Source organism: Salinicola sp. MIT1003 (assembly GCF_001858555.1).
Taxonomy (GTDB): Bacteria; Pseudomonadota; Gammaproteobacteria; order Pseudomonadales; family Halomonadaceae; genus Salinicola; species Salinicola salarius.
Window position 1 is genome coordinate 146623 of sequence record NZ_MCAP01000059.1, and the last position, 25323, is coordinate 171945.

Annotated in this window: 20 protein-coding genes, 2 tRNA genes and 1 pseudogene; 14 read left to right on the forward strand and 9 right to left on the reverse strand. The window is 63.2% G+C overall.

Features of this window, described 5'->3' with window-relative positions:
• Positions 1 to 276 precede the first annotated feature (276 nt).
• Both BC443_RS17315 and BC443_RS17325 read left to right on the forward strand, forming a co-directional pair.
• Positions 277 to 825: a glycine zipper 2TM domain-containing protein gene (locus BC443_RS17315; RefSeq protein ID WP_071233134.1), complete on the forward strand. Its 549-nt coding sequence runs from the start codon at positions 277 to 279 to the stop codon at positions 823 to 825.
• A gap of 1191 nt (positions 826 to 2016) precedes the next feature.
• On the forward strand, positions 2017 to 2778 hold the full coding sequence (locus tag BC443_RS17325) for a lipopolysaccharide kinase InaA family protein (protein WP_071233136.1): 762 nt from the start codon (positions 2017 to 2019) through the stop codon (positions 2776 to 2778).
• A 67-nt stretch (positions 2779 to 2845) separates the two neighbouring features.
• Here the strand turns inward: BC443_RS17325 and BC443_RS17330 are convergent, their stop codons facing one another.
• The 5 genes from BC443_RS17330 to hemA all read right to left on the reverse strand — a co-directional run bounded on the left by BC443_RS17330 (position 2846) and on the right by hemA (position 7634).
• Positions 2846 to 3592 (reverse strand): HesA/MoeB/ThiF family protein, encoded by a 747-nt coding sequence (locus BC443_RS17330; protein WP_071233137.1) that lies wholly within the window; start codon positions 3590 to 3592, stop codon positions 2846 to 2848.
• Positions 3593 to 3669: 77 nt separating this feature from the next.
• A complete protein-coding gene (locus BC443_RS17335; RefSeq protein ID WP_071233138.1) occupies positions 3670 to 4167 on the reverse strand; it encodes an Lrp/AsnC ligand binding domain-containing protein in 498 nt (165 codons plus the stop codon).
• Positions 4168 to 4427: 260 nt separating this feature from the next.
• On the reverse strand, positions 4428 to 5258 hold the full coding sequence (gene prmC / locus BC443_RS17340; RefSeq protein WP_071233139.1) for a peptide chain release factor N(5)-glutamine methyltransferase: 831 nt from the start codon (positions 5256 to 5258) through the stop codon (positions 4428 to 4430).
• Positions 5258 to 6343: a peptide chain release factor 1 gene (prfA, locus tag BC443_RS17345; RefSeq protein ID WP_071233140.1), complete on the reverse strand. Its 1086-nt coding sequence runs from the start codon at positions 6341 to 6343 to the stop codon at positions 5258 to 5260. Before prfA ends, prmC begins: the two co-directional genes overlap by 1 nt.
• Positions 6344 to 6359: 16 nt before the next feature.
• A complete protein-coding gene (gene hemA, locus BC443_RS17350; protein ID WP_071233141.1) occupies positions 6360 to 7634 on the reverse strand; it encodes a glutamyl-tRNA reductase in 1275 nt (424 codons plus the stop codon).
• Between the two features lie 328 nt (positions 7635 to 7962).
• On the opposite strand from hemA, the gene BC443_RS17355 reads away from it, so the two are divergent.
• From BC443_RS17355 to BC443_RS17395, 9 genes are all read left to right on the forward strand, one after another.
• Positions 7963 to 9675: a tetratricopeptide repeat protein gene (locus tag BC443_RS17355; RefSeq protein ID WP_071233165.1), complete on the forward strand. Its 1713-nt coding sequence runs from the start codon at positions 7963 to 7965 to the stop codon at positions 9673 to 9675.
• Between the two features lie 49 nt (positions 9676 to 9724).
• Positions 9725 to 10444, forward strand: coding sequence for a lipoprotein insertase outer membrane protein LolB (lolB, locus tag BC443_RS17360; protein WP_083387496.1), 720 nt, complete (start codon positions 9725 to 9727; stop codon positions 10442 to 10444).
• Positions 10441 to 11325 carry a 4-(cytidine 5'-diphospho)-2-C-methyl-D-erythritol kinase gene (gene ispE, locus BC443_RS17365; protein WP_071233142.1) on the forward strand — a complete coding sequence of 295 codons (885 nt, stop codon included), beginning with the start codon at positions 10441 to 10443 and terminating at the stop codon, positions 11323 to 11325. Before lolB ends, ispE begins: the two co-directional genes overlap by 4 nt.
• A 149-nt stretch (positions 11326 to 11474) precedes the next feature.
• A tRNA-Gln gene (locus BC443_RS17370) sits at positions 11475 to 11549 on the forward strand.
• Positions 11550 to 11825: 276 nt separating this feature from the next.
• Positions 11826 to 12755, forward strand: a complete 930-nt coding sequence (locus BC443_RS17375) for a ribose-phosphate pyrophosphokinase (protein WP_071233143.1) — start codon at positions 11826 to 11828, stop codon at positions 12753 to 12755.
• A 161-nt stretch (positions 12756 to 12916) separates the two neighbouring features.
• Positions 12917 to 13564: a 50S ribosomal protein L25/general stress protein Ctc gene (locus BC443_RS17380; RefSeq protein ID WP_071233144.1), complete on the forward strand. Its 648-nt coding sequence runs from the start codon at positions 12917 to 12919 to the stop codon at positions 13562 to 13564.
• 34 nt (positions 13565 to 13598) lie between these two features.
• Entirely contained in the window at positions 13599 to 14183 is a 585-nt protein-coding gene (gene pth / locus BC443_RS17385) for an aminoacyl-tRNA hydrolase (RefSeq protein WP_071233145.1), read from the forward strand.
• 209 nt (positions 14184 to 14392) lie between these two features.
• Positions 14393 to 15484 (forward strand): redox-regulated ATPase YchF, encoded by a 1092-nt coding sequence (ychF, locus tag BC443_RS17390; RefSeq protein ID WP_071233146.1) that lies wholly within the window; start codon positions 14393 to 14395, stop codon positions 15482 to 15484.
• A gap of 117 nt (positions 15485 to 15601) precedes the next feature.
• Positions 15602 to 15678: transfer RNA gene (locus tag BC443_RS17395), tRNA-Met, on the forward strand.
• Positions 15679 to 15799: 121 nt separating this feature from the next.
• Here the strand turns inward: BC443_RS17395 and BC443_RS17400 are convergent.
• The 4 genes from BC443_RS17400 to BC443_RS17415 form a co-directional block, all read right to left on the reverse strand.
• Positions 15800 to 16663 (reverse strand): D-amino-acid transaminase, encoded by an 864-nt coding sequence (locus tag BC443_RS17400; protein ID WP_071233147.1) that lies wholly within the window; start codon positions 16661 to 16663, stop codon positions 15800 to 15802.
• A gap of 109 nt (positions 16664 to 16772) precedes the next feature.
• Positions 16773 to 17753, reverse strand: coding sequence for an N-acetyl-D-Glu racemase DgcA (dgcA, locus tag BC443_RS17405; protein WP_210766299.1), 981 nt, complete (start codon positions 17751 to 17753; stop codon positions 16773 to 16775).
• Entirely contained in the window at positions 17747 to 18748 is a 1002-nt protein-coding gene (dgcN, locus tag BC443_RS17410) for an N-acetyltransferase DgcN (protein WP_071233148.1), read from the reverse strand. The genes dgcA and dgcN overlap by 7 nt, the downstream gene beginning before the upstream one ends.
• A gap of 97 nt (positions 18749 to 18845) precedes the next feature.
• Complete coding sequence (locus tag BC443_RS17415) at positions 18846 to 20162, reverse strand: M18 family aminopeptidase (protein WP_071233149.1); 1317 nt, start codon at positions 20160 to 20162, stop codon at positions 18846 to 18848.
• Positions 20163 to 20295: 133 nt separating this feature from the next.
• On the opposite strand from BC443_RS17415, the gene BC443_RS17420 reads away from it, so the two are divergent.
• From BC443_RS17420 to BC443_RS18855, 3 genes and pseudogenes are all read left to right on the forward strand, one after another.
• A complete protein-coding gene (locus BC443_RS17420) occupies positions 20296 to 22416 on the forward strand; it encodes a carboxy terminal-processing peptidase (protein ID WP_071233150.1) in 2121 nt (706 codons plus the stop codon).
• A gap of 232 nt (positions 22417 to 22648) precedes the next feature.
• Positions 22649 to 24529 (forward strand): NAD-dependent DNA ligase LigB, encoded by a 1881-nt coding sequence (gene ligB, locus BC443_RS17425; protein ID WP_071233151.1) that lies wholly within the window; start codon positions 22649 to 22651, stop codon positions 24527 to 24529.
• Positions 24530 to 24884: 355 nt separating this feature from the next.
• Positions 24885 to 25323: pseudogene (locus BC443_RS18855) on the forward strand (capsule biosynthesis protein CapA); the annotation flags it as partial.

The window sequence follows — 25323 nt, forward strand, 5'->3', positions numbered from 1 at the left end:
TCGCCAGACGGCTGTCTGCCGTATCGAGGCCTGTCGCCATTCGACAACACCTCGTTACCAAAATGAAAACAGTGTTCAACAACGCCTGACACAGGCGTTTGGCGAGTGCTTCGAGACTATACTGAGCCCATCTGGAGAACTCGTCCGGACGCGTCGATTCTCAAGGCGGATGCCGACCGGCAATCGACAGGGACACCAAAAGAGAAGTGGCAGCCACCGTCGGATACTCACGCCTCGTCGCGATATCCACGGTGAGTACGAAGAAGGAGCAAGGTCATGAAGAAGCCGATCATCATTGGCAGCATCATAGCGGCACTGGGCATCGCTGGTGGTGTCGCTGTCGGGGCCTATCAATCCTCCGAAAGCGGCCCGAGATATGCCGACATCGTCAGTGTGGACCCGATCGTGCAGACTTCCAGCACACCCCGTGAGGTCTGCGAGAACGTCACGGTCACGCACCAGCGCCCGGTGAAAGACGAAAATCGCATCGCCGGCACGGCCATTGGCGCCATCGTCGGCGGGGTCGTGGGCAATCAGTTCGGCGGCGGTAGCGGCAAGAAGATCATGACGGCAGCAGGTGCCGTCGGCGGCGGACTGGCGGGTAATCAGGTCCAGCAGCAGATGCAGCAGGGCGACACCTACCAGACGACCGAACAGCGCTGCAGCACCGTCAACGACAGCAAACAGGAGACCGTCGGTTACGATGTCCGGTACCGCTATGACGGCGAAGTTCATGAAGCCAAGCTGGACGACAAGCCCGAGGGCGAGCGTGTCCTGATGCGCGACGGCAAGCCGCAGTGGGAGGAAAATCCTCAATCTTCCTGACCTTCACGCCTTTTTCTGCTTTCCTCTACAAGACGGATCGCCCCGGGCGTCGCTCCGGGGCTCGCATTCAAAGTCACTCGATGGCTTCCCCTCTCCCACGGCGTCGGCAACAGCCCGCTGAAGAGAGTGCATGGCTCTGCTGATGACTGCCTTCGTCCCTTATCCCTACATCCCTGCGCTAGCGATGGGTCAGCTTCCTGGGACGTCCCTGAGGCCCGACCGGCTTGCTCAGCGCAATTTCAATGGCACGCTCCCGCTCGATGCCTCTATCCATCAGCTTCTTGACCCGCGTCTTCAAGGTTCCCAAGGGCATCCCGATGGCCTGAGCTCGGTGAGCCAACGTCCCGGTCCTGGGAGCATTCTTCGCTTGATGGTGGACAGCCTGCCAATCTCGCGCAGTCAATTTCATTGTCATTCCATAGAGCACTCCCAAATATCGAACGAGAGATCCAATTGATTCGGCGTCGCTCTAATTAAACTTAATAATAAAGTTAATTGGAATTCAGCTTGCGCCTTTCTCGACCCATTTCAATTAACCTGCGTCAAAAGCTGATGCATGTACTCTTCTCGGATGACAGGGCCGATTGATGCCGCGCGCGATACACGACGAGAGAAACGGAGAGATCGCGAAAAGATTCGGGGGGAAGCTACTATATCGGCCTGCCATCAGAGGGCAGCCTTCGCGTTGCCAATAAAAAGACGCCCGACACACTTCATCACTTTACGCTGAAGTATGCCAGGCCAAAAGATCGCAGGATCGCGACCATGAACTCTTTAGGCCAAAATCAGGCCAAAACGCGCATATCGGGCGCGTTTCCAAACGATTCCTTTCTCGCCGAACTGACACTTTTGCACATAGAAAATCAATATCTAGTAGCAAAGGGCTTCAGCGACCTACAATAGCTACTAGACTATCAGGATATCGAGATCGAGAGGAAGAGGAATTTTCATCTACTTTAGTGTTGTTGAATATAATATCCAGCAGCGCCTTAATTCATTCAGATCTCTGTCGATCAAACTCCCCGCGGTTATAATTTCTCCCCCGGCTGCGAATCCAGCGCAGAACCAACAAGACACCCAATCGCTCGAAGCCGGTGAAGTGAAGCGGCGAGTTGGCCACTCTGCTCTGGCAGGTTTGCAGGCTGGCCTCCAGCGACGACCCATGAAGAAAAGCAGTCGATAGGACCCACTGTGCAACGTTTTCTTGCTCCCCGATATCAACCCTACTTTCAGCAGAACCAAATCGATGATTTCGACGCGCTCTGGTCACTCGATCTCGATCCCGTCGATGCCCCCAACCTGGAAAGAGGTGGCCATTCGGAAGTCAGCCGAGTCACTCTCGAGGCACAGGACTTGCCGCCACGAACCTTTTTCGTCAAACGCCAAACCAACCATCTGGGTCGCAGCCTCCAGCGCCCCCTCGGCGAACCCACCTTCGCGCGTGAGGCACGCAACGTCGCGACGTTTCACCGGCTGAATATTCCCGCTCTGGAAACCGCCTATTTCGAAGAGCGAAAGAACGTCAGACACTGGCAGGCTATCCTGATCACGCCCGAGCTCGAAGGGTATGCCGACATGATCGATATCCACTCAGGGTGGTCCGACACGCCCGAACCAACCCGAGGGCGCATTATCGACAGTTGCGGCGAGCTGCTTCGTACACTGCATAACCGCCGCTGGCGCCATGGCAGCCTTTATGCCAAGCACGTCTTTCTACGTGCCGACGACGCGGCTCCTCATGGCTTCGATGCCAGGTTCATCGACCTGGAGAAATCCCGGCCGTTGCTGATGGCCGGGAAAGAGAAGCGCCGTGACCTGCAAATTTTCGCTCGCCGACTGACGCAATGGCGGTCTGAAGAGTGGCGCAGGCTACTGAGCGTCTATCTGGAACAACCGATGGAGAGCCGCAAGGTGGGTCGGTGGATGCGGGCCTTGAAACTATCCGAGGCCTGACTGTCCCAACCTGCCTATCCGACACCCGACATGAGCACTCGGGTTTATTATCCTGAAGCGGTATCGCTCACCGTCCTGCGCATACCGCACAGGCCGGATCTCTCGGCAACGCGAAGCGACGCCACTCGCCGCTCAAGGCATCGAACGTCGACAGCCCGCGAAGGGGCTGTCCGGCGCCGCTGATCAGCTTCACTGCTTCCAGGGCCTGAAAGCTGCCGATGATCCCGACCAGCGGGGACACCACGCCACTTTCCGCACAGGTTAGCGCCTCGTCGTCACCCTGCTCCCCATAGAGGCAGGCATAGCACGGCGACGACGGCTCGCGCGTATCAAAGACCGCCAGTTGCCCCGAGAAGCGTATGGCCGCACCGCTCACCAGCGGGGTCCGGGTTTCGACACAGGCGCGATTGATCGCGAAGCGGCTGGAAAAGCGGTCGGTACAATCGAGCACCACATCGGCGGCTCCGGTTTCAGCAATCAACTCCTCGTCGACGAGCCGAGCGCTCAAGGCTCGCACATCACAGGTCGCGTTCATTTTTCTTGCCGCGTCGGCCGCCGAGCAGGCCTTGGATCGCCCCAGAGACGCCTCGGTATGAGCGATCTGGCGCTGCAGATTCGATAGTTCCACGACATCGTCATCGGCGATGCTCAGACGCCCGACGCCCGCGCCCGCCAGATACAGCGCAGCGGGAGAGCCGAGGCCGCCAGCGCCGATGATCAGCACGCGGGAACTCAGCAACCGCTCCTGCCCCGCGATATCGATCTCGTCCAGCATGATATGACGGCTATAGCGCAACAGTGCTTCGTCGTTCATGATCTTTGCATGACCTTTCTCCATGATCTGGCCCGAAGCGCAGCGGCTGCCGGTGGCAGCGGATCGCCTCCAGCGCGTTACTTGCCGTCCAGGTCGAGATCGGGAATCGGCAACGCCACCGCCTCCTTCACCTCTTCCATCACGACGTAGCTCTTGGACTCCTTGACCCCGGGGAGCGTCAGCACGACATCGCCCAGCAGTTGCCGATAGGCCGACATCTCGGGAATCCGGCATTTGAGGATGTAATCGAACTGCCCAGAGACCAGATGACACTCCTGAATCTGCGGCAGCTTCGCCACCGCCTTGCGGAACTCGTCGAAGACGGTCGGCGATTGGGTATTCAAACTAATTTCGACGAACACCAGCAGGTTGGCGCGCAGTGCCTGCGGATCGAGTATGGCCTTGTAGCCACGAATGATGCCCGCCCGCTCGAGGCGCTTGACGCGTTCGAGGCAGGGCGTCGTCGACAGACCGACCTGCGATGCCAGATCGACGTAGGAAATTCGTGCATTTTCCTGCAGGCAACGCAGGATATTGAGATCGATTCGATCGAGTGATCGAGATTTGGCTTTCATTGCTGTAATTGTTCCAAGCCGATGAATAGAAGTGGTCCACGCGTGAGGTAACGCCAGGGTGACGATGATTCGCCCCCGATGAGCGATGGCTGGTATCGGATGGATGTCACGCCCCGGCCTACCCCTGTATCGCGGGGCGATATTACTATCACAGTGTCGGCGCGAATCACCAGCGCGCCCGGCAACCCGCGTTCAACGCTCCGGCCGCTGGAGAGTGGTTCCATGCCCCAGACCACTCATCCCTACCGCCCGCCGATTGCTCATTCCCACCGCCCGCCGGTAACGCGCTCGTGGCCTGCGAGATCGCGCCGCGAGTCGACATCGCGGAATCCTCGACGCAACAGCACCTCCCGCACCAGACCCGCTTGCGCATGACCGTGTTCCATCCATAACCAACCGCCCGGCTGCAGATGATCCGGCGCGCGCGCAGCCAGCCATTCGAGATCCGACATCCCGGAAGCCTCGGCCACCAGTGCCGAACGCGGCTCGAAACGCACATCGTCACGCAGCAGGTGCGGATCGTCGTCGGCAATATAAGGCGGATTGGAGACGATGAGGTCGAAGCGATGCCCGGCCAGCGCCGAGAACCAGTCGCTTTCGAGGAAGCAAGCGTTGGCGATCACCAGCCGCCGGGCATTGGCTTGTGCCAGGGTCACGGCGTCAGGGGCAAGATCGACGCCAGTAACCCGCCAGCCCGGGCGTTCGCTGGCAAAGGCCAGCGCGATGGCGCCGGTACCGGTGCCCAGATCGAGCAGCTCGCCAGTGGGTGGCGTGGCAAACTCGAGCGCGACTTCGACCAGGCGTTCGGTATCCGGCCGCGGAATCAAGGTCGCCGGCGAGGTCTCGAGGCAAAGCCCCCAGAACTCCCGCGAGCCGACCAGGTACGCTACCGGCAGCCCTTCGACGCGCCGGGCGACCAGTTGCTGGAAGGCCTCGTGCTGGGCTGCCGTCAACTCCCGATCGCCCCAGGTATAGAGCCAGGTCCGGTTCGTCTCGCAGACATTGGCCAGCAGCACTTCCGCATCGAGCCGCGCCGTCGGCGACATGACGAGGCGCCCTGCCGCCTCGCGCAGGGCGTCATCGATCGTCATCACTCCCCCTGCAATGCCGCCAGCTGATCGGCCTGGTACTCATTGACCAGAGGCCCGATGACCTCGTCGAGATCGCCGGCGACGACCTCGCCCAGCTTGTAGATCGTCAGATTGATGCGGTGGTCGGTGAGGCGGCCCTGCGGGAAATTGTAGGTGCGGATTCGCTCGCTGCGATCACCCGACCCTACCAGGGAACGGCGCGTATCGGCCTGTTGCTGACGCTGGGAGTCCACCGCCGCCTGCTTCAGCCGCGCCGCCAGCAGCGACATCGCCTTGGCACGGTTCTTGTGCTGGCTGCGCTCTTCCTGACATTCGACCACCAGCCCGGTCGGCAGGTGCGTGATACGGATCGCCGAGTCCGTGGTGTTGACATGCTGGCCGCCGGCACCGCTGGAGCGGAACGTGTCGACGCGAAGATCGTTGGTGTTGATATCGATGTCGCCGACTTCATCCGCTTCGGGCATCACCGCGACCGTGCAGGCCGAGGTATGGATCCGCCCCTGCGATTCCGTTGCCGGGACGCGCTGCACCCGGTGCGCGCCGGATTCGAACTTCAACGACGCGTAGACGTTATCGCCCTTGACCCGAGCGATGATCTCCTTGTACCCGCCTTGTTCGCCATGGTTGGCGCTGACCACCTCGACCTTCCAGCCGCGCCGCTCGGCGTAGCGGGAATACATGCGAAACAGGTCGCCGGCGAACAGTGCCGCCTCGTCACCACCGGTACCGGCACGGACCTCCAGGAAGACGTTGCTGTCGTCGTCCGGATCCTTGGGCACCAGCAAGCGCTTGACCTCCTCCTCGAGCTCCTCGAGCCGGGCTCTGGAAGAACGCCATTCCTCCTCGGCCAGCTCGCGCATTTCGGGGTCGCTGTCCTGTCGCATCTGGTCGGCGGCCTCGATATCGCCCTCGGTGCGGCGGTAGACGAGCCAGGACTCGACCAGCGGTTCGAGCTCGGCGTATTCGCGGGAGTAATCGCGGAAACGCGGTTGATCGGCGATCACCTCGGGCTCGGAGAGCAGCGCTGACAGCTCCTCGAAGCGCTCCTGAAAGGCGTCGAGTCGTTCGCGCAAAGACGCTTTCATGCCCAGTCCTGTATTTTCATACCGAGTCCTGTGTCGTGGCGGGCCCTTCGATGAGCAAGTTGTCGGCCGCCTGAATGATATCGTGACGTGATTGACCCGACGCTTCGCGCAAGCGCAGCGTGGGGCCGTGCATCAATTTATTGGCCAACTGGTGCGACAGACGCTTGATCACCGTCTCCGGATCTTCGCCCCGCGCCAGTTGCGCCAGCGCCTCGGCTTCGGAATCGCGCCGCAGCGCCTCGCCATGCTGGCGATAGCGGCGAATCAGATCCCCCGCCCCGCGCACTCGGCGTTCATGCAGCCAGCGATCGACCCCGCTTTCGATCAGCGCTTCGGCCTGGCGTGCCGCGACCTCGCGATGACGCCGATTCTCGGCGATCACCTGCTGCAGATCGTCGACGCTATAGAGGAAGACATCGTCGAGATCGCCCACTTCAGGCTCGATGTCCCGCGGCACCGCGATATCGACCATGAAGATGGGCCGGTGGCGGCGTACCTTGAGCGCACGTTCGACCATGCCCTTGCCGAGGATCGGCAACTCGCTGGCCGTGGAGGCGATGACGATGTCCGCCTGCTCCAGCGCCTGCGGAATGGCATTGAGCTCGATCGCTCGCGCATCGCAGGTTTCGGCCAGCGCCTGGGCCCGCGCCAGCGTGCGGTTGGCGACCGTCAGCCCCATGATGCCAGCCTCGCGCAAGTGACGTGCGACCAGCTCGACCGTCTCGCCGGCCCCGATCAGCAATGCCCGGGCACGACTGAAATCGTCGAAGATACGGCTGGCGAGACTGACGGCGGCATAAGCAACCGAGACCGGATTTTCCCCGATCGCGGTTTCGCTGCGGACCTGCTTGGCGACCGAAAAGGTCTGCTGGAAGAGACGCTCCAGCTCGCTACCCAGCCCTGCGTGCTGGCGCGCGATCTGGTAGGCATCCTTGAGCTGACCGAGAATCTGCGGTTCCCCCAGCACCATGGAATCCAGACCCGCCGCCACACGCATCAGATGCCTGGCGGCCTCCCCCTCATGGTAGTGGTAGGCACAGTTCAACAGCTCCTGCGCGGGCATGCCGTGAAACGCCCCCAGCCATTCGAGCAACTGGCGCTCGCCATTGGCGACGGTGATGCAGTAGAGCTCGGTCCGGTTACAGGTGGAGAGCACCGCCGCCTCTCGCACGTCGGGCAAGGCCCGCAGCTGCGTCAGCGCGGACTCGAGTTGTGCCGGCGAGAAGGCGACACGCTCGCGCATGTCGACCGCAGCCGTTCTATGGTTGATACCCAGAGCTAGCAGCGTCATGAAATCACGGTCATTTGTCTTGCGTGGATCCGGCGTCTGCGCTCGCGGATGTCCTCGAAGCAAAGCGCGGCATACCGGAATGAAGCGCGGGGCATGTCAGGTTGCCGGCCGCTTCACCCATTCTCGCGGTCGACCGGAAGCGGAGACGGCGAGACGAACCCGGTCGGCAATATCCACCTCATTGTGGTCCGCCCGGCCGGGCGGCGCCATTTTAGCACAGCCGAAAGACGCTTAGCAGGCAATGAAACACGCCGACCGACATGCCTCGGCGATTGACCCCCGGCGGCCAGCCGTTATGCTGGAGCCATTGATCGATCTCGAGGACGGCATGCCCAAAAGTCTGTTCTACGCCGCCAGTTGCGCGGTTCTGCTGGCTGGCTGCCAAAACATGTCGGCCGACACGGCATCGGCGCCCGCCGATGATCCTTTGACATCGGCGCCGCCGATCACCCGCGGGTTCGACGCCCAGGGCCTGTCCCAGGTGCTGTTGTCCGAGATGGCCGGGCAGCGAGGTGACTTTCACCGCGCCGCCGACGGCTATCTGGAGGCCGCCGAACGCTACCGTTCCGCCGAACTCGCCGAGCGCGCCACGCTGGCCGCGCGATATACCGATGACAAGAGCCTGCTGACCTCCGCAGCGGCTCGCTGGCAACAGCTGGCGCCGCAGGACTCGGCGCCGCAGAAGCTGCTTTCCGGCATCGCCGTGGATCGGGGCGACTGGCCTGCGGCACTACGTCACAGGCTGGAGCTCGCCCGTTCAGGAGAAGAGGCACAGCTTCTCGAGCTCGCCGACCTGATGGTGGAATCCCAGGCAGACCTGCCACCGCTGATCGCCCAGTTGCGCGACTTCACCGCCGCCCAGCCCGACCATGCCGATGCCCAGATGGCAACGGCACGGCTCGAAGCGGCCAACGGTCAGTTCGATGAAGCCCGACAGCGGCTGACGAACCTGGCTCGCCGCCACGCCGACCTGCCGATGCTCTGGCTCACCCGGTCGCAGATCGCGCTCGAGGCCGGCGACTACGATCAGGCCGTCTTCTCGGCGCAGCGCGGGCGAGAGCTGGCCCCCGATGACAGCCGGTTTTTGCTGGCGCTGGCACAGGCGGAAATCGCCAATGGCGACATCGCCGCTGCCGAGCCCCGAATCGACCAGTTGCTGGCGCGCCACGACGATACGCCGACGCTGCGTATCGGTCTCGCCCAGCTCTATCTCGACGCTGGCGCGCTTGAGCCCGCCCGAAGGCTGCTGCTGCCACTGCTCGATCGCGACGATACGCCGCCGGCGACCTACCTGGTGCTGGGCAGCATTGCCGAGTCGCAGGGAGAAATCGACAACGCGCTGCTCTATTACCGGCAGGTGCCGACCGGGCCCGGCTTCCTCGACTCCCGCGCGCTCGCCACCCAGATGCTGACGGCCGGCGACCGCACCGAAGATGCCCGGACATTCCTGCGCGTCGAGATTCTGCGTCATCCCGCCCAGCGCGCGGCGCTGACCCAGATCGGCGTGCAGGCGCTGGACAACGCCGGCCAGAGCGCTGCCGCGGATACGCTGCTCGCCGAGTCCCTCGAGCAGGCACCGGACGACACCGACCTGCTCTACACCCGGGCCATGCGCGAATTCGAACGTGGCAATGTCGAAGCGATGATGGCGCAGTTGCGCGACATCATCGCCAGAGAACCCGACAATGCCGCCGCTCTCAACGCGCTGGGCTATACCCTGGCGACGACGGCGGACCATTACGACGAAGCGCTGGAACTCATCGAGCGAGCCCACGCCCTCGAGCCGCAGAGCCCCGCCATTCTCGATAGCCTGGGCTGGGTTCATTTCAAGCGCGGGGAGACGCAAAAGGCGCTCGGGTATCTGCGTCGTGCCTACGCCGGCCAGCCGGATCAGGAAGTCGCCGCGCATCTGGCCGAAGCGCTGGTCGTTCTCGATCAGACGACCGAGGCGCGGACACTGGTGGAATCGGCACTCGCCGGCAGCGAAATTCACCCGGATATCGACGACCTGCTGCTGCGTTATCCGCAGCTGGCGCCCTGACCCGGCAGCCGGATACCTCAATTCATTCGCATTCGACAGGAAACATTCGATGCCACACTCCCTTTCGGCCAGTGAACGGCGACAGACCGTTTCGATTCCGTTCAAGCCGTGGTGGCAGGCGCTCGGCACCCTCGTTCTGGTGGCCTGGCTTGCCGGTTGCGCCGGACAGGCACCCGCACCGGACGTGCCGCGCCAGCCCGACGACTGGCAGCGGCAACAGGACGATCTGGCCGCGCTCGACACCTGGACGGTAGCCGGCAAGGTCGGCCTGCGAACCCCGGAAGAGAGCCGCAGCGCCAATCTGGACTGGTCCCAGTCGCCCGGCCAATACCGCATGCTGATCAGCGGCCCGTTCGGCGCCGGACGCAGCGTGCTCGAAGGCCGCCAAGGCGCGGTGACGCTGACCACCAGCGACGGCCGCTTCGAGGCATCGTCGCCGGAAGCCCTGATGCAGCAGCAACTGGGCTGGTCGCTACCGATCTCGGCACTCGACTACTGGGTGCGCGGCCTTCCGGCGCCCGGCCGCTCCCACCAGCAGAGCGACGACGAACTCGGCTTTCCCAAGACCCTGAGCCAGGACGGCTGGAATATCCGCTACCGCGACTGGACCTACGCCGATTCGCTATGGCTGCCGAGCCGCCTGATCATGACCTACGACGACATCCGCGCCACGCTGGTCGTCAACCAGTGGCAGCCGCAGGCTGGATCCGAACGTCCCTCCGACGGGTCTGAACGACCCGCTGAAGAGACACCGGACGCGACCCGATGACACCATTGACGCTGCCCGCGCCGGCCAAGCTCAATCGCCTGTTGCGCATTACCGGTCGTCGGCCGGATGGCTATCACACGCTGCAGACGCTGTTCCAGATTCTCGATCGCGGCGACACGCTGCGATTCCACTCACGGGCCGACAGCGACGACATCACGCTCTCCCCCGCGCTGGCCAATGTTGCCGAAGCGGACAATCTCGTCGTTCGGGCAGCGCGGCTTCTTCAGCGCGAAACCGGCTGTCGCCAGGGCGCGGCGATCACGCTGGAGAAGCGCCTGCCGATGGGCGGCGGGCTGGGCGGTGGCAGCTCCAACGCCGCCACCACGCTGCTGGCGCTCGACCATCTCTGGGGGCTCGATCTCGGTCTCGAGCGACTGGCGACGCTGGGGCTGGAACTGGGCGCCGATGTACCGGTGTTCGTACGCGGCCATAGCGCCTGGGCGGAAGGGGTCGGCGAACGTCTCGTCCCCGTCGAGCTGGCGCCTTCCTGGTTCGTCGTCATCCATCCGGGCGTGGAAATCTCCACGGCGGCGATTTTCGGCCACCCTGGTTTGACACGTAATAGCACGGTCATTAGTATGCGTCGCGCACTCGACGGGGCCGCCCCTGACGCAGTGTGGCGCAACGATTGCGAGAGCATCGTGCGAGCGCTTCACCCCGAGGTAGACCGCGCGCTGAACTGGCTCGGCCAGTATGGCAAGGCGGCACTGACAGGGACAGGCGCCTGCGTCTTCTGTCCGCTGGACGGCGAAACGCAGGCCGAACGGGTACTGCGACAGGTCCCGGACGAATGGCAGGCATTCAAGGCCCGTGGCAGCGACGTTTCTCCGTTGCACCAGGCTCTGGAAACTGCCAAGGGTCTGGACAGGACTCGAGCGTGATCCGCCATGCCATCCGCTGAAAAGACCGCTTTCGACCCAGCGGTTTTTGCCAGATTTTTCAGACGGCTCGCGGCTTCATGACTGGTTTTTCGTCCACACCTAGCCAATGGTTTGTGCTTTTGCGCATAATAGGCGCGACCAATGATTGCTGGGGTATCGCCAAGTGGTAAGGCACTGGTTTCTGGTACCAGCATTCCCAGGTTCGAATCCTGGTACCCCAGCCACTTCCTGACTTTCGACAAGCCTGCATACGGAAACCGGGTCGCGATGGCCACTCAGCCCACACGATTTCCCCCACCGGCGTTGCGGTTGCTTCTCCTGCCGTCTCGACGTACGACTTCGATGCCAGAGCGCATCGTCGACGGGCAAGCGTGGCATTTCAAAATCCCGCCCATCGCCTCGCCTTCCCTATGCAGCCTCGTCATCCGTCCTGAAACCGAAACGAATGTCCTCTACCGACCTTCAACTGCTCTCAAAGGTGGCCGCGCGTGTCTAAATTGATGGTTTTTACCGGTAACGCCAACGTCGGACTTGCTTCGAAGGTAGCCGAGAGTCTGGATAACCGACTGGGTCACGCGACGGTCGGACAGTTCAGCGATGGCGAAATCGCCGTCGAAATCAACGAAAACGTACGCGGTAAAGACGTCTTCATCCTGCAGTCGACCTGCGCGCCGACCAACGACAACCTCATGGAGCTGATCCTGATGGTCGATGCGCTGCGTCGCGCCTCGGCCACCCGCATCACGGCCGTCGTGCCCTACTTCGGCTATGCGCGCCAGGATCGCCGCGTGCGTTCGGCCCGCGTGCCGATCTCGGCCAAGGTCGTCGCCGACATGATGGTCAAGGCCGGTGTCGATCGCGTCATGACCATGGATCTGCACGCCGACCAGATCCAGGGTTTCTTCGACGTGCCGGTGGACAACGTCTACGGCTCTCCGATCCTGCTCGACGACATCGAGCGTCAGAACTACGACGACCTGGTCGTGGTCTCTCCCGATGTCGGCGGCGTGGTCCGTGCCCGCGCCATCGCCAAACAGCTCAACGTCGACCTGGCGATCATCGACAAGCGTCGCCCGCAGGCCAACCAGGCCCAGGTGATGCACATCATCGGCGACATCCAGGATCGCACCTGCGTGGTGGTCGACGACATGGTCGATACCGCCGGCACCCTCTGCAAGGCCGCCGAGGCATTGAAGGATCGTGGCGCTCGTCGAGTGGTCGCTTATGCCACGCATCCGATCCTGTCCGGGCCCGCCGTGGACAATATTAGCGGTTCAGTGCTTGACGAACTCGTCGTTGCCGATACCATACCGCTCTCCGAACCTGCACGTCGTAGCGGCAAGATCCGTCAGTTGACGGTCGCCGGCCTGATCGCCGAGGCCATTCGTCGTGTCAGTAACGAAGAATCCGTCAGCGCGATGTTCCACTGATCGCCATCGGAATGGCCCGATCACGGTCGTTCCGAACCGACAGGGAACCCCGCGCGGATACGTGGGCCACTGCCATGAGGGCAGTGGCCCTACTGGAAACGGCATCGTCTGGTCGCGGGCGATGCCGATTTCCATTACTTGACCATTAGAGGTGACAATCAATGTCCCATTACACCCTGACCGCCAATGTTCGCAAGGAGCTGGGGAAAGGTGCGAGCCGCCGCCTGCGCCGCAAGAACGAACAGGTCGCTGCCATCATCTACGGTGGCTCTGCCGAGCCGCAGCCGATCACCATCGACAAGCCGGCCTTCTACAAGGCGATCGAAGAAGAAGCGTTCTTCTCCTCGATCATCGACATCAATGTCGACGGCAAGAGCGAGCAGGTCGTCATCCGTGATCTGCAGCGCCACCCGTACAAGGCGCTGGTCACTCACGCTGACTTCATGCGCGTCGATGCGACCCACGAGCTGACCCTGAACGTTCCGCTGCACTTCCTCAACGAAGAAACGTGCAAAGGCGTCAAGGACGAAGGTGGCGTGCTGCACGTTCTGAACAACGACGTTCAGATCAGCTGTCTGCCGTCCAAGCTGCCGGAATACATCGAAGTCGACGTGGCCAACCTGGGCCTCGGCGAAACCATCCACCTGTCCGACATCAAACTGCCGGAAGGTGTGACTCTGGTCGAGCTGACCCATGGTGAAGAGCACGACGCCGGCGTCGTCAGCGTCACGCACCCGACCGTCGCCAGTGACGACGAAGTCGCCGGTGAAGGCGTCGACGAAGAAGGCGAACCGAAAGGCGACGCGTAATCCTGCGTCAGAGATCGGACAACAGGCAGTCGGCATGACAGTGAAAGCGATCATCGGTCTCGGTAATCCGGGGCCGGAATACGAAGACACCCGTCACAATGCCGGTGCCTGGCTGGTCGAACAGCTCGCTCGGGACGCAGCGGAAACGCTGCGTCCCGAACGCAAGTTTCTGGGTCTTCATGCCAGGATCCGCCTGGGCGGGCACGATCTTCATCTGCTCAACCCCACCACTTTCATGAATCGCAGCGGTGCCTCGGTGGCTGCGCTGTGCCAGTTCTTCAAGATCGCGCCGGACGAACTCCTCGTCGCTCACGACGAACTCGACATCGCGCCCGGCTGCGCCCGCTACAAGACGGGTGGCGGACACGGCGGCCACAACGGCCTGCGCGATATCATCAGTGCCCTGGGCAACAGCAACGGTTTCCACCGTTTGCGTATCGGCATCGGCCACCCCGGCAGTGCCAAGCTCGTCACCAACTATGTCCTCGGTCGTCCCGGCAAGGCCGAACGCCAGGCCATCGACGATTCGCTTGATGAAACCATCGCCACCCTGCCTGACGTACTCGCCGGAGATTGGGCCAAGGCGATGAATCGTCTGCATAGTTTCAAACCCGCCTGATTCGCTCGTAGCTCGTAGCTCGTAGCTCGTAGCTCGTAGCTCGTAGCTCGTAGCTCGTAGCTCGTAGCTCGTAGCTCGTAGCTCGGCAAGAGTCTGGCCCCCGCCGACCGCGTCCCGTAGAATGCCCGCCATTCACTTTTTCGTGCTTATTCGTTCGCGTCTGCCATGATCGAATCGAATTCAGGATCACATCGTTTCAGGGATACACCATGGGTTTCAATTGCGGCATCGTCGGCCTGCCCAACGTTGGCAAGTCGACCCTCTTCAATGCATTGACTCGCTCCGGCATCGACGCCGAGAATTTCCCGTTCTGCACCATCGAACCCAATACCGGTATCGTGCCGATGCCCGACCCGCGTCTCGACAAGCTCGCCGAGATCGTCAAGCCGGAAAAGGTGGTGCCGACCACGATGGAGTTCGTCGATATCGCCGGCCTGGTCGAAGGCGCCTCCAAGGGTGAAGGCCTGGGCAACCAGTTCCTCGCCAACATCCGCGAAACCGACGCCATCGCCCACGTGGTTCGCTGCTTCGACGACGACAACGTCATCCACGTCGCCAACCAGGTCGACCCCACCGCCGATATCGAGACCATCAATCTCGAGCTGGCCCTGGCCGACCTCGACGCCGTCGAACGCTCGATCCAGCGCCTGACCCGTGTGGTCAAGGGCGGTGACAAGGAGGCGATCGCCACCAAGGCCATTCTGGATCGTATCCAGCCGCACCTGGCCGAAGGCCAGCCGCTGCGCAGCTTCGGTCTCGACGCCGAGGAACAACAGCAGTTGCGCAGCTTCGGCTTCCTCACGCTCAAGCCGACGATGTACATCGCCAACGTCAACGAGGACGGGTTCGACAACAACCCTCACCTCGATGTCGTGCGCGAGATCGCCGCCAGGGAGAATGCGGTGGTCGTGCCGGTCTGCAATAAGCTGGAAGCGGAGATCGCTGAGCTCGAGGACGAAGAACGCGCCATGTTCCTCGAAGAAATGGGCATGGAAGAACCCGGCCTCGATCGCGTCATTCGTGCCGGCTACGGCCTGCTGGGGCTGCAGACCTATTTCACCGCCGGGGTGAAGGAAGTCCGAGCCTGGACCGTCAAGGTCGGCGCGACCGCACCGCAGGCGGCCGGCGTGATTCACACCGACTTCGAGAAGGGCTTTATTCGCGCCGAAGTGGTCAGCTACGAGGACTTCGTCGCCCTGGGTGGCGAGAACGGCGCCAAGGAGGCCGGCAAGTGGCGTCTCGAAGGCAAGGCTTACGTCGTGAAGGATGGCGACGTCATGCACTTCCGCTTCAATGTCTGACGCACCGGCCCGAAAAACCGATTCCGATGTCGGAAAGCGTTGACGTTTCATCAAGTTATGGTAGTATTCGCAACCGTTGTCAGGCGACTCTGGTTACTTCGACACGGTTGCCTCGAAGGCTACGTAGCTCAGCTGGTTAGAGCACATCACTCATAATGATGGGGTCCCCTGTTCGAATCAGGGCGTAGCCACCAGATATCACGAAAAAGCCCGCCGCTCTCATGATCGGCGGGCTTTTTCGTATCGGCTTTACGCCGGCTTTCCTTATTGCCGCCTGGTCGGCAGGCTGTCGATTCCCGCAGCCTGCCGCCCGATTCAGACAGCGCGACGGCGACTCTCCTCGATGTAGGCTTCACGCAGCTTTCGCGCTACCTCGCCGGGGCGGCCACCGGCGACCGGCACATCGTCGATCGCGATGACCGGCGTGACGAACGACGACGCCGAGGTGACGAAGCACTCCCTGGCCCCCTGCGCCTCCTCGACGCTGAACGGCCGCTCCTCGACGCGCAACGACAGCGCCTGGGCGAGCTCCAGAACGACGGTCCGGGTAATACCGGGGAGGATGGCGTGGGAGAGTTCCCGCGTCACCAGCGTCCCGTCATGGGTCAACATCCACGCGTTGTTCGATGCTCCTTCGGTCACCAGACCGTCCTCGACCATCCAGGCATCGTCGGCACCGGCCGCCGTCGCCGCCATCTTGGCCATCGCGGGATAGAGCAGCTGCACCGTCTTGATGTCCCGCCGCGCCCAGCGCCAGTCGGGCTGCGTCGCGACACGAATGCCCTCGCGGCCACTGCGGCTGTCGACGAGAGACTTGGCCTGGGTGAACAGCACCAGCGTCGGCGGCGTATCGGCGCCGGGATAGTGGAAGTCCCGGTCGCCGGCGCTACCTCGCGTCAGCTGCAGATAGACCATGCCCTCCTCGAGCGCGTTGCGACGGGTCAATTCGCGATGGATCGTCAGCAGCGCATCATCGTCCCACGGCAACCCCATCTCGAGTTCGCCCGCCGAACGCTTCAACCGCCGCATATGGCCGGGAAAATCGATCAGCTTGCCCTCGAGCACCGAACAAACCTCGTAGACACCGTCGGCAAACAGGAAGCCGCGATCGAAGACCGATACCTTGGCGTCCTGTTCCGCGACGTAGTCGCCATTCACGTAGACCGTGCGCTGTGTCATCTCATGCCGTCTCTATGTCTGTCATCATGTCCATCTTCCTGTGCCTCACGCTCAGATCCATTGCTACTAGCATCGCACCGGCGCAGCCCTGGCTCAGGATAGCGCTCGCTCAACCCCACAATGCCGATGTCGCCGGATGGATGCCATCGGCATCGAAACGCATGCCGTGCTCGCGATCCCGTGCCAGCAGCAACGGGCCATCGAGATCGACGACCGCCGCCCCTTGTGCCACCAGTAGCGCTGGCGCCATCGACAGCGATGACCCCACCATGCAGCCGACCATGATATCGAAACCCAGCGTCAACGCTTCCTGTTTGAGCGCCAAGGCTTCCGTCAGGCCGCCGGTCTTGTCGAGCTTGATATTGATCATGTCGTAGCGCCCCATCAGTGACGCCAGCGAACTCCGGTCGTGGCAAGCCTCGTCGGCGCAGACCGGCAGCGGACGCTCGATCTCCGCCAGCGGCGCATCCTGGCCCGCCGGCAGCGGCTGCTCGACCATGCTGATTCCCAGCGACACCAGCGTCGGCGCCAGACGTTCGTAGGCGTCGCGGTCCCAGCCCTCGTTGGCGTCGACGATGATCCGTGCCTCGGGCGCGCCCTCGCGAACGGCCTCGAGGCGCTCGATATCCCCTTCGCCGCCCAGTTTCAGCTTGAGCAGCGGCCGAGCGGCGTGGCGCCGGGCCTTCTCGCGCATGGCATCGGGTGACTCCAGCGACAGCGTGAAAGCGGTGATCACGGCCCTGGGCGCGTCAATCCCGGCGAGCTCCCACACCGGCTTGCCGGCGGACTTGGCTTCCAGATCCCAGAACGCGCAGTCGAGCGCATTGCGTGCCGCACCGGCCGGCAGTCGCGACTGCAGTTCGAGACGATCCATGCCCTGCGCCAGCGCATCGCGCATCGACTCGATCTGGGCGATGACGCTATCGACCGACTCGCCGTAGTGTGCATAGGGTACGCATTCACCGCGGCCGGCATGAGCGCCGTCGCTCAGCGTCACGACCACGACTCGCGCCTCGCTGCGCGAACCGCGGGAGATGGTGAAGACTTCGGCGAGCGGAAATACCTGCGCCTCGACGCTCAGCTTCAGCATGCCAGCACCGCCTCGGCCAGCCGATCCGCGCCCTGCCGGTAGGGATCGACACACGGCAATCCCAGCCGCGCCTCGAGCGCCTCCAGATAGCGGTCCGCCTCGTCGACCGGCATACCGGAGGTATTGACCGAGACACCGACGACCTGGCACGCCGGGTTCACTACCTGCGCCAGCGGCAGCGCCGTATCGCGCAGCTGTTCCAGCGTCGGCAGCGAATAGTGCGGCAACCCTCGCATATGGGTCCGCGTCGGCTCATGGCACAGGATCAGCGCATCCGGCTGGCCGCCGTGAATCAACGCCATGGTGACACCGGAATAGGAGGGGTGGAACAGACTGCCCTGCCCTTCGATGATGTCCCAATGATCGTCGTCGTTATCCGGCGTCAGCCATTCGATGGAACCGGCCATGAAATCGGCGATGACGGCATCCAGCGGCACGCCTTCGCCAGTGATCAGAATGCCGGTCTGGCCGGTGGCGCGGAAGCTCGACTTGGCGCCGCGCTCGCGCAGGGCGATGTCCAGCGCCAGTGCGGTGTACATCTTGCCGATGGAACAGTCGGTCCCGACCGCCAGGCAGCGCTTGCCACGGCGCTTCTTGCCGTCGCCGATCGGATACTGAACCTGCGGCACGCGCACGTCGATCAGGCGCCCGCCGTGCTTCTCGGCCGCCTCCACCAGCTCCGGCTCGTCACGCAGCAGATTGTGCAGGCCGGAAGCGATATCCATGCCGGCGGCCAGCGCCTCATTGAGCACCGCAATCCAACTGCGGGAAATCACCCCGCCGCGATTGGCCGCGCCGATCACCAGCGTCCTGGCGCCTTGCGCCACGGCTTCCTCGATATCGAGATCCGGTAGTTTCATGTCCGCCTGGCAGCCCGGTAACCGGTACTGTCCCAGCGCATACTCTGGACGCCAGTCACGGATGCCCTGGGCGACCTTGGCGGACAGCGGATCGGGCACGTCGCCCAGGAACAGCAAATAGGGAGTCTTGAGCATGTCATCACTACTCGTTCAATGTGGAAAGAGCCGACCCGCAAGCGGTCGGCACCGAACGTCATCCTGCACCGCCATCAGCCAGTTTGACTGACGCGACTCAACCGGTCATCAGATCGGCTCGATCGAAGAACACCTTCAACGCCCGGATCAGGTACGCCGGGTCACGACTGCCTGCCGTTTCGCGAATCGAGTGCATGCCGAATTGCGGTACGCCCACGTCGATGGTCGGCACGCCCAGCTCGGTGGCGGTGATCGGGCCGATGGTGCTGCCGCAGCCCATGTCCGCGCGGGTCACGAACTGCTGCACCGGCACGTCGGCTTCACGACAGATATCCTGGAACAGTGCCGCCGTGGCGCTGTTGGTGGCGTAACGCTGGCTGGCGTTGACCTTGATCACCGGCCCGGCGTTGAGTAACGGCCCATGATTGGCGTCGTGCTTGTCGGCGAAGTTGGGGTGCACGGCGTGGGCGTTGTCGCAGGAGATCATCAGGGAGCGCTGGATCAACCGCACGAAGCCTTCGTCGCCCGGCTCGCCGAGCGCGGCATTCACGCGACGCAGCACGTCGGCCAGAAACGGCCCCTGGGCGCCACAGGCACTGGCACTGCCGACTTCCTCGTGATCGTTGGCGACGAACAGTGCGCCCTGCTGGCCATCGGCAGCCAACAGCGCTTCGACACCGATGAAGCAGGAGAGCAGGTTGTCGAGCCGAGCGCTGGCGATCATTTCCCCGTTGATGCCGACCCGCGCCGGCGGCTGGACGTCGTAGAAGCCCAGCTCGAAGTCGACGATGTCCGCCACCTCGATGGCGTGCTCGCGCTCGATCCACTGCTTGAGCAGGTGATCGAAATCCGGGGCATCGCCGCCCTGCATCAGCAGCGGTGCCATCTGCGTCTGCGCATTCAGGGCACGACCGTTGTTGGCTTCGCGATCCATATGGATCGCCAGGCTGGGGATGATCGCTATCGGATCGCCCACATTGAGCAAAACTCCTTGCAGACGGCCATCGGTTCGGCGAACGTGAACCCGACCGGCGATTCCCAGGTCGCGATCGAACCACGGCGACAGCAACGCACCGCCATAGACCTGGACACCCAACTGCAACCAGCCCTTGTTGACGATCGCCGGTTGCGGTTTGAGCCGCAGCGCCGGGCTGTCCGTATGCGCGCCGACCATGCGCATCGACTCGAGCGGCGAAGCCGGCAACTGGAACGCGATCAAGGCACTATCGTTACGCGTCACGTAATATTTGTCGCCTCGTGTTAACTTCCAGCTGTCAGTTTCCTTGAGAGGCCGATATCCTGCCGCCTCCAGTCGTGTCACGAGGTTGGCGGTGGCGTGCCAGGAAGAGGGCGAGCGCTGGAGGAAATCGAGCAAGCGATCTTCGAGAGCCTTGTCGGCGGCGTGTTCTGACATGGGTTTCCTCGGATGTCGGTCTGTAGTCACGCGGACTGACTGCTACAATAGGTCCCGGACCTGAAAAAGATTCATGGATCCGGTGGTCTTCTAGGGAATAGAGAGTGTACAGGAAACCGGGAGTGCTTCATTGATGACCCTGACTGTCGCCGCTCGGTACGCGGCCATGTGTTTGCTATTGCTGGCATGGAGCGTCACGGCGCTAGCCGGTCCCACCCCAACGGACGATCAGCGTCAGGCGGCAAGCGAGGTCGCCGAGTCACTGCAATATGGCCACTACGCCGACGTCGATCTCGACGACGATTGGTCGAAGCGAGCCTTTCAACGTCTGCTGGACGTGCTGGACGATCAGCGCGCTTATCTGCTGCAACGAGACGTCGACAATTTCAGCGACCTGGAAACGTCACTCGATGATGCCGTCAAGTCCGGTGCTCTGGACCGCGTCTATGCATTTTATTCACACTATCAGGATCGTGTGGAAGCCCGGCTCCAGTGGCTGGTAGACAAGGTCGATCAAGGCATCGACTACGACTACACCAGCAACGAGCGTCTGGCGCTCGACCGGGAAGACTCTCCCTGGGCGGGCAGCGAGGGGGCGCTCGACGAACTCTGGAACAAGCGGCTGGAGAATGCCGCCCTGACGCTCTCCTTGAGCGACCAGTCGCCGAAGGAGATCCAGAAGACGCTCCACGATCGCTACGCCAATCAGCTCAATCGCGTCCGCCAGACCAATGCCGAAGACGTGCTCGTGCTGTTGATGGCGGCGGTCACCGGCACGGTCGACCCGCATACCGAGTACTTTTCCCCCCAGCAGAGCGAATCCTTCGACATCCAGATGCGTCTTTCGCTGGAAGGAATCGGCGCGCTGCTGCAGAGCGACGGCGAGTACGTCAAGGTATCGAGCCTGGTGCCCGGCGGGCCTGCCGACAAGAGCGGCGCGCTGCAGCCGGCGGACCGTATCGTTGCCGTGGGCCAGGACGAAGACGGCGACATGGTCAACGTGGTCGGCATGCGTCTCGATGAAGTCGTCGACCTGATCCGCGGCCCGAAAGGCTCGACGGTGCGGCTCGACATCATCCCGGCCAAGGCCGTCGACGTGACCCGCACGCATACCATCCGGATCACGCGGGATACCGTCAAGCTCGAGGATCAGGCCGCCCACAGCCGGGTGGAAGAGATCCAGCGTGACGGTACGACGCACAAGATCGGCATCATCACCGTGCCGGCGTTCTATGTCGACTTCGATGCCTGGCAGGCGGGCGAGTCCGACTACCGCAGCACCACCCGGGACGTGGCCAAGGAGATCGACAAGCTCAAGGCGCAGAACGTCGAAGGCATCGTGCTCGATCTGCGCAATGACGGTGGCGGCGCGCTCCAGGAAGCCAACTCCATGATCGGCCTGTTCATCGACCGGGGCCCCACCGTCCAGGTCCGCGATGCCGGCGGACGCATCAATCTCTACGGCGATACCGATGCCGGGGTGGCCTACGAAGGTCCGCTGGCGGTGCTGGTCAACCGGCTTTCCGCTTCCGCCTCGGAAATCTTCGCCGGCGCGATCCAGGACTACGGTCGCGGCCTGGTGGTCGGCAGCCGCACGTTCGGCAAGGGCACCGTCCAGACGCTGACCGACCTGAGCCACGGTCAGATCAAGCTGACCCGCGCCAAGTTCTACCGCATTTCCGGCGAAAGCACGCAGCACCGCGGTGTCGAGCCGGACATCCTGTTCCCGAGCCTGATCGACCCCGACGAGATCGGCGAAAGCGCCCTCGACAACGCCCTCCCCTGGGATCGCGTCCGCCCGGTGCAGTACCGTCTTTACGGCGAGCCGTGGCGTTATCTGGAAGCGCTGCAGGATCGCCACGAGCAGCGCATCGCCAACGACCCGGACTTCGTCTACCTGGAGAAGCAGGCTCAGTTGAGCAAGCGGCTGCGCGATCAGCAGACCAGCATCAGCCTCAACAAGGAGCAGCGTCAGCGTGAAATGGACGCCCAGGAGACCGAGCAGCTGGCGCTCGAGAACCAGCGGCGCAGGGCGCTGGGTATGGAACCGCTCGATCACTGGACCGATGCCCGCGAACAGGACGAGACGTCAGGCAACGACCAGGCCGGCGATGACGATCAGGCCGGCAATGACGATCAGAGCAGTGACAGCGGCGAGGAAGAGGCCGACGACGCCAACCCGACCGATCGCGCCGAACTGCAGGAGACGTCCCAGATCCTGCTGGATTACGTGCAATTGAAGTCCAACGGGTGATCGGCGGCGTTCCGGCCACGGCCCACCGTCACCGGGTCGTGAACCCGTAGCTACCGGCGCTCGATCTCCAGCTTGACCGAAGCCTCGCGAAGATATTCGCGGGGCTTTTTTGATCGTCCTGGTTCGCTCGGTCGGGCAGATCATCGTATCGCTGGCTCGAATTTCGCGCGCGGATATTCAGAAAATCGCCAGCCGGTCGTTGTACGTTTAAAAGACCCGAGAGAGCGATGCCATGATTGCGATACTGATCCGGGCCGTGGCCCTCGTCTGGCTGGGGCTGGCCGGGCTTGCCCAGGCCGACACGACTCATGACGACACGATTCAGGCCGACGCGAGTCATGTCGGCAATGACCAGACGGCTCGTCACGCCACCACAACAAACCCATGTCCACCGGGCGCGACTCAGGCGCAGCAGCAAGACGCGCTCACCGCACTGACCCGGCAGCTCGGAGCATGGGACGAGGCGTATTATCAGCGTGGCAAGCGGCTCGTGGATGACGGCGTCTACGACGAAGCCAAACGCCGCTGGCAACGCTGGCGAGCCTGTCTCAACCCCCTCGATCTCAAACCCCTCGGTCTCGATTCGGTCGCCGAGCCATCCCGCCAGCCTACGCCCGCTTCTCCGCGGGATGAGCTCGAGCACCCCTTCGCCCAGACCGGACTCGACAAGCTGCCCGATCGCCAGGCCGTCGGCGAATGGCTCGCCAGACAGTCGGACCAGACGCTATGGATCCAGCCCAAGGTGGATGGCGTCGCCGTGACGCTCGTGTACCGGAACGGCCAGCTCGAGACCGCCATCAGTCGCGGCAACGGAGAAAAGGGCCAGGACTGGACGCGTCAGGCCAGGCAGATCGAGAGCCTTCCCCAGCATCTGCCGACCGACGAACCGGTCACCTTGCAGGGGGAGCTCTACCTGCGTCTCCCCGATCATGTGCAGGCCCGGGATGGCGGCGTCTCCGCGCGCTCCGAGGTGGCCGGGCTACTGAACCGACAAGCGCTGTCCGCGGAGGCGGCTCGCGACATCGGCTTCTTTGCCTGGGCCTGGCCGGATGGCCCTGCCAGCGGCGAACGTCGGCTCCAGCGACTGACAGATCTCGGCTTTGGCAACACGGCCAGATACACCCGAACGGTCTCGCAGCTATCGGAAATCGTGCGGTGGCGCGACCGCTGGTATCACGCCCCGCTGCCGTTCGCCTCCGATGGTGTGGTCATCAAGCGCAGCAGCCGGCCTCCCGGGTCGCGCTGGCAGGCAGAGCCGCCGAGCTGGACCATCGCCTGGAAATACCCGGCAGCGCAGACGCTGGCCGTGGTCGAAGCGATCGATGTTTCGGTCGGCCGCACCGGACGACTGACGCCCGTCGCCCGGCTCGATCCCGTCCTGCTCGACGACCGGGAAGTCAGTTCGGTGAGCCTGGGATCGCTGACGCATTGGCAGGAACTGGACGTTCGCCCCGGCGATCAGGTATCGCTCTCCCTCGCTGGCGCGACCATTCCCCAGATCGAACGCGTGATCATCCCCGCAACGCCGCGCCAGGCGCTGACGCTTCCCGATGCCGAACGCTACGATGCGCTCTCCTGCCTGGCATTGACGCCCGGCTGTCGCGAACAGTTTCTGGCCCGCCTGGCGTGGCTCGGCAGCGAGGATGGCCTGGACATGAGCGGCATCGGCCCTGCCAGCTGGGCTGCGCTGGTCGATGCCGGCCTGGTCGATGGCCTGCTGGATTGGCGGCAGTTGAATATCGCACAGCTGCAAACGCTGCCTGGCGTCGGGGAAGCCCGCGCCCGGCAGTGGCTCGGTGCCTTCCATGCCGCCGAAAGGAGGGATCGGACGCGATGGCTCATCGCCCTCGGCCTGCCGTCGATACCGGATGAAGTGCGTCGAGCCGCCTTGGCAGCGCCACTCGCTGCTTTGCGAGATCGTTCGGAACAGGGCTGGCAGACGTACGCCGGCATCGGCGCCACTCGCAGTACGCAACTGGTAGCGTTCTTCCACGATCCGACCATCGGCGCCCTGCTGGCCTCCCTGCCGCCGTCTTCATCAGTCTCGCCGTCAACCCCGTCGTCAGCGCCATCGTCAACCTCGCCGTCAACTTCTCCTGCCAGACGGCCTTGACTTGCCAGACGGCCTTGACTTGCCAGACGGCCTTGACTTGCCAGACGACCTTGACGGGCTGAGAAGCCTCATCTTTCCAATACGATGTAAACCACCGCCCGATTCACGAAAACGCGGCATGGCAGGCAAGCCAGGCCGCGCTACAGTCGAGACGTGCCTGCATCTTCCGGAGCCGGGCGGCGCCACCGGCACGCCGTCGGCAGTACGCCTCCGACCGGCGGGTCGACGCCACCAATGCCCGTGGTTCCTCTCCCGAATGCATCCTGAAGGCATATTCCCAACCACGATGTCGACGACGGCCGATTCCCGCGTCATCGCAGAGTCGCCAAAGCGTCCGATACAGACAGGGATCGACATGATGTTTCCGGCGAGGCGAGCCTTCCTGTTCCTTCAAGGGCCCCGCTCCCCGTTTTTCCATCAGCTCGGGCAGCGGCTCAGTGACGATGGCCACAAGGTCGTCAAGGTCAACTTCAGCACCGGCGACCAGGCCGGGTGGCATGGCAAGTCAACGGAGACCTTTCGAGATCCCTGGCCCATGCTGGGGGAATTCGTCACCGATCTATGGCGACGCCACGACATTACCGACCAGATCGCCTTCGACGACTGCCGCCCCGCCCACAAGGCGGTGATGCCCGCGGCACGCCGGCGCGGCATACGCAATCATGTCCTGGAGTCGGGCTACTTCCAGCCCTACTGGGTCACGCTGGAACGTGAAGGCGCCCATGGCCATTCGCTGCTGCCGAAGGACCCGGAGTGGTATCACAGCGTCGGCCCGACCCTCCCCCGGGCCTTGC

Bases quoted from the DNA above. Each gene is read 5' to 3' on its own strand.
- BC443_RS17315 (WP_071233134.1), top strand. From the start codon at position 277: ATGAAGAAGCCGATCATCATTGGCAGCATCATAGCGGCACTGGGCATC.
- BC443_RS17330 (WP_071233137.1), bottom strand. From the start codon at position 3,592: ATGAACGACGAAGCACTGTTGCGCTATAGCCGTCATATCATGCTGGAC.
- BC443_RS17335 (WP_071233138.1), bottom strand. From the start codon at position 4,167: ATGAAAGCCAAATCTCGATCACTCGATCGAATCGATCTCAATATCCTG.
- prmC (WP_071233139.1), bottom strand. From the start codon at position 5,258: ATGACGATCGATGACGCCCTGCGCGAGGCGGCAGGGCGCCTCGTCATG.
- prfA (WP_071233140.1), bottom strand. From the start codon at position 6,343: ATGAAAGCGTCTTTGCGCGAACGACTCGACGCCTTTCAGGAGCGCTTC.
- hemA (WP_071233141.1), bottom strand. From the start codon at position 7,634: ATGACGCTGCTAGCTCTGGGTATCAACCATAGAACGGCTGCGGTCGAC.
- BC443_RS17355 (WP_071233165.1), top strand. From the start codon at position 7,963: ATGCCCAAAAGTCTGTTCTACGCCGCCAGTTGCGCGGTTCTGCTGGCT.
- lolB (WP_083387496.1), top strand. From the start codon at position 9,725: ATGCCACACTCCCTTTCGGCCAGTGAACGGCGACAGACCGTTTCGATT.
- ispE (WP_071233142.1), top strand. From the start codon at position 10,441: ATGACACCATTGACGCTGCCCGCGCCGGCCAAGCTCAATCGCCTGTTG.
- BC443_RS17375 (WP_071233143.1), top strand. From the start codon at position 11,826: ATGGTTTTTACCGGTAACGCCAACGTCGGACTTGCTTCGAAGGTAGCC.
- BC443_RS17380 (WP_071233144.1), top strand. From the start codon at position 12,917: ATGTCCCATTACACCCTGACCGCCAATGTTCGCAAGGAGCTGGGGAAA.
- pth (WP_071233145.1), top strand. From the start codon at position 13,599: ATGACAGTGAAAGCGATCATCGGTCTCGGTAATCCGGGGCCGGAATAC.
- ychF (WP_071233146.1), top strand. From the start codon at position 14,393: ATGGGTTTCAATTGCGGCATCGTCGGCCTGCCCAACGTTGGCAAGTCG.
- BC443_RS17400 (WP_071233147.1), bottom strand. From the start codon at position 16,663: ATGACACAGCGCACGGTCTACGTGAATGGCGACTACGTCGCGGAACAG.
- dgcA (WP_210766299.1), bottom strand. From the start codon at position 17,753: ATGCTGAAGCTGAGCGTCGAGGCGCAGGTATTTCCGCTCGCCGAAGTC.
- dgcN (WP_071233148.1), bottom strand. From the start codon at position 18,748: ATGCTCAAGACTCCCTATTTGCTGTTCCTGGGCGACGTGCCCGATCCG.
- BC443_RS17415 (WP_071233149.1), bottom strand. From the start codon at position 20,162: ATGTCAGAACACGCCGCCGACAAGGCTCTCGAAGATCGCTTGCTCGAT.
- BC443_RS17420 (WP_071233150.1), top strand. From the start codon at position 20,296: ATGACCCTGACTGTCGCCGCTCGGTACGCGGCCATGTGTTTGCTATTG.
- ligB (WP_071233151.1), top strand. From the start codon at position 22,649: ATGATTGCGATACTGATCCGGGCCGTGGCCCTCGTCTGGCTGGGGCTG.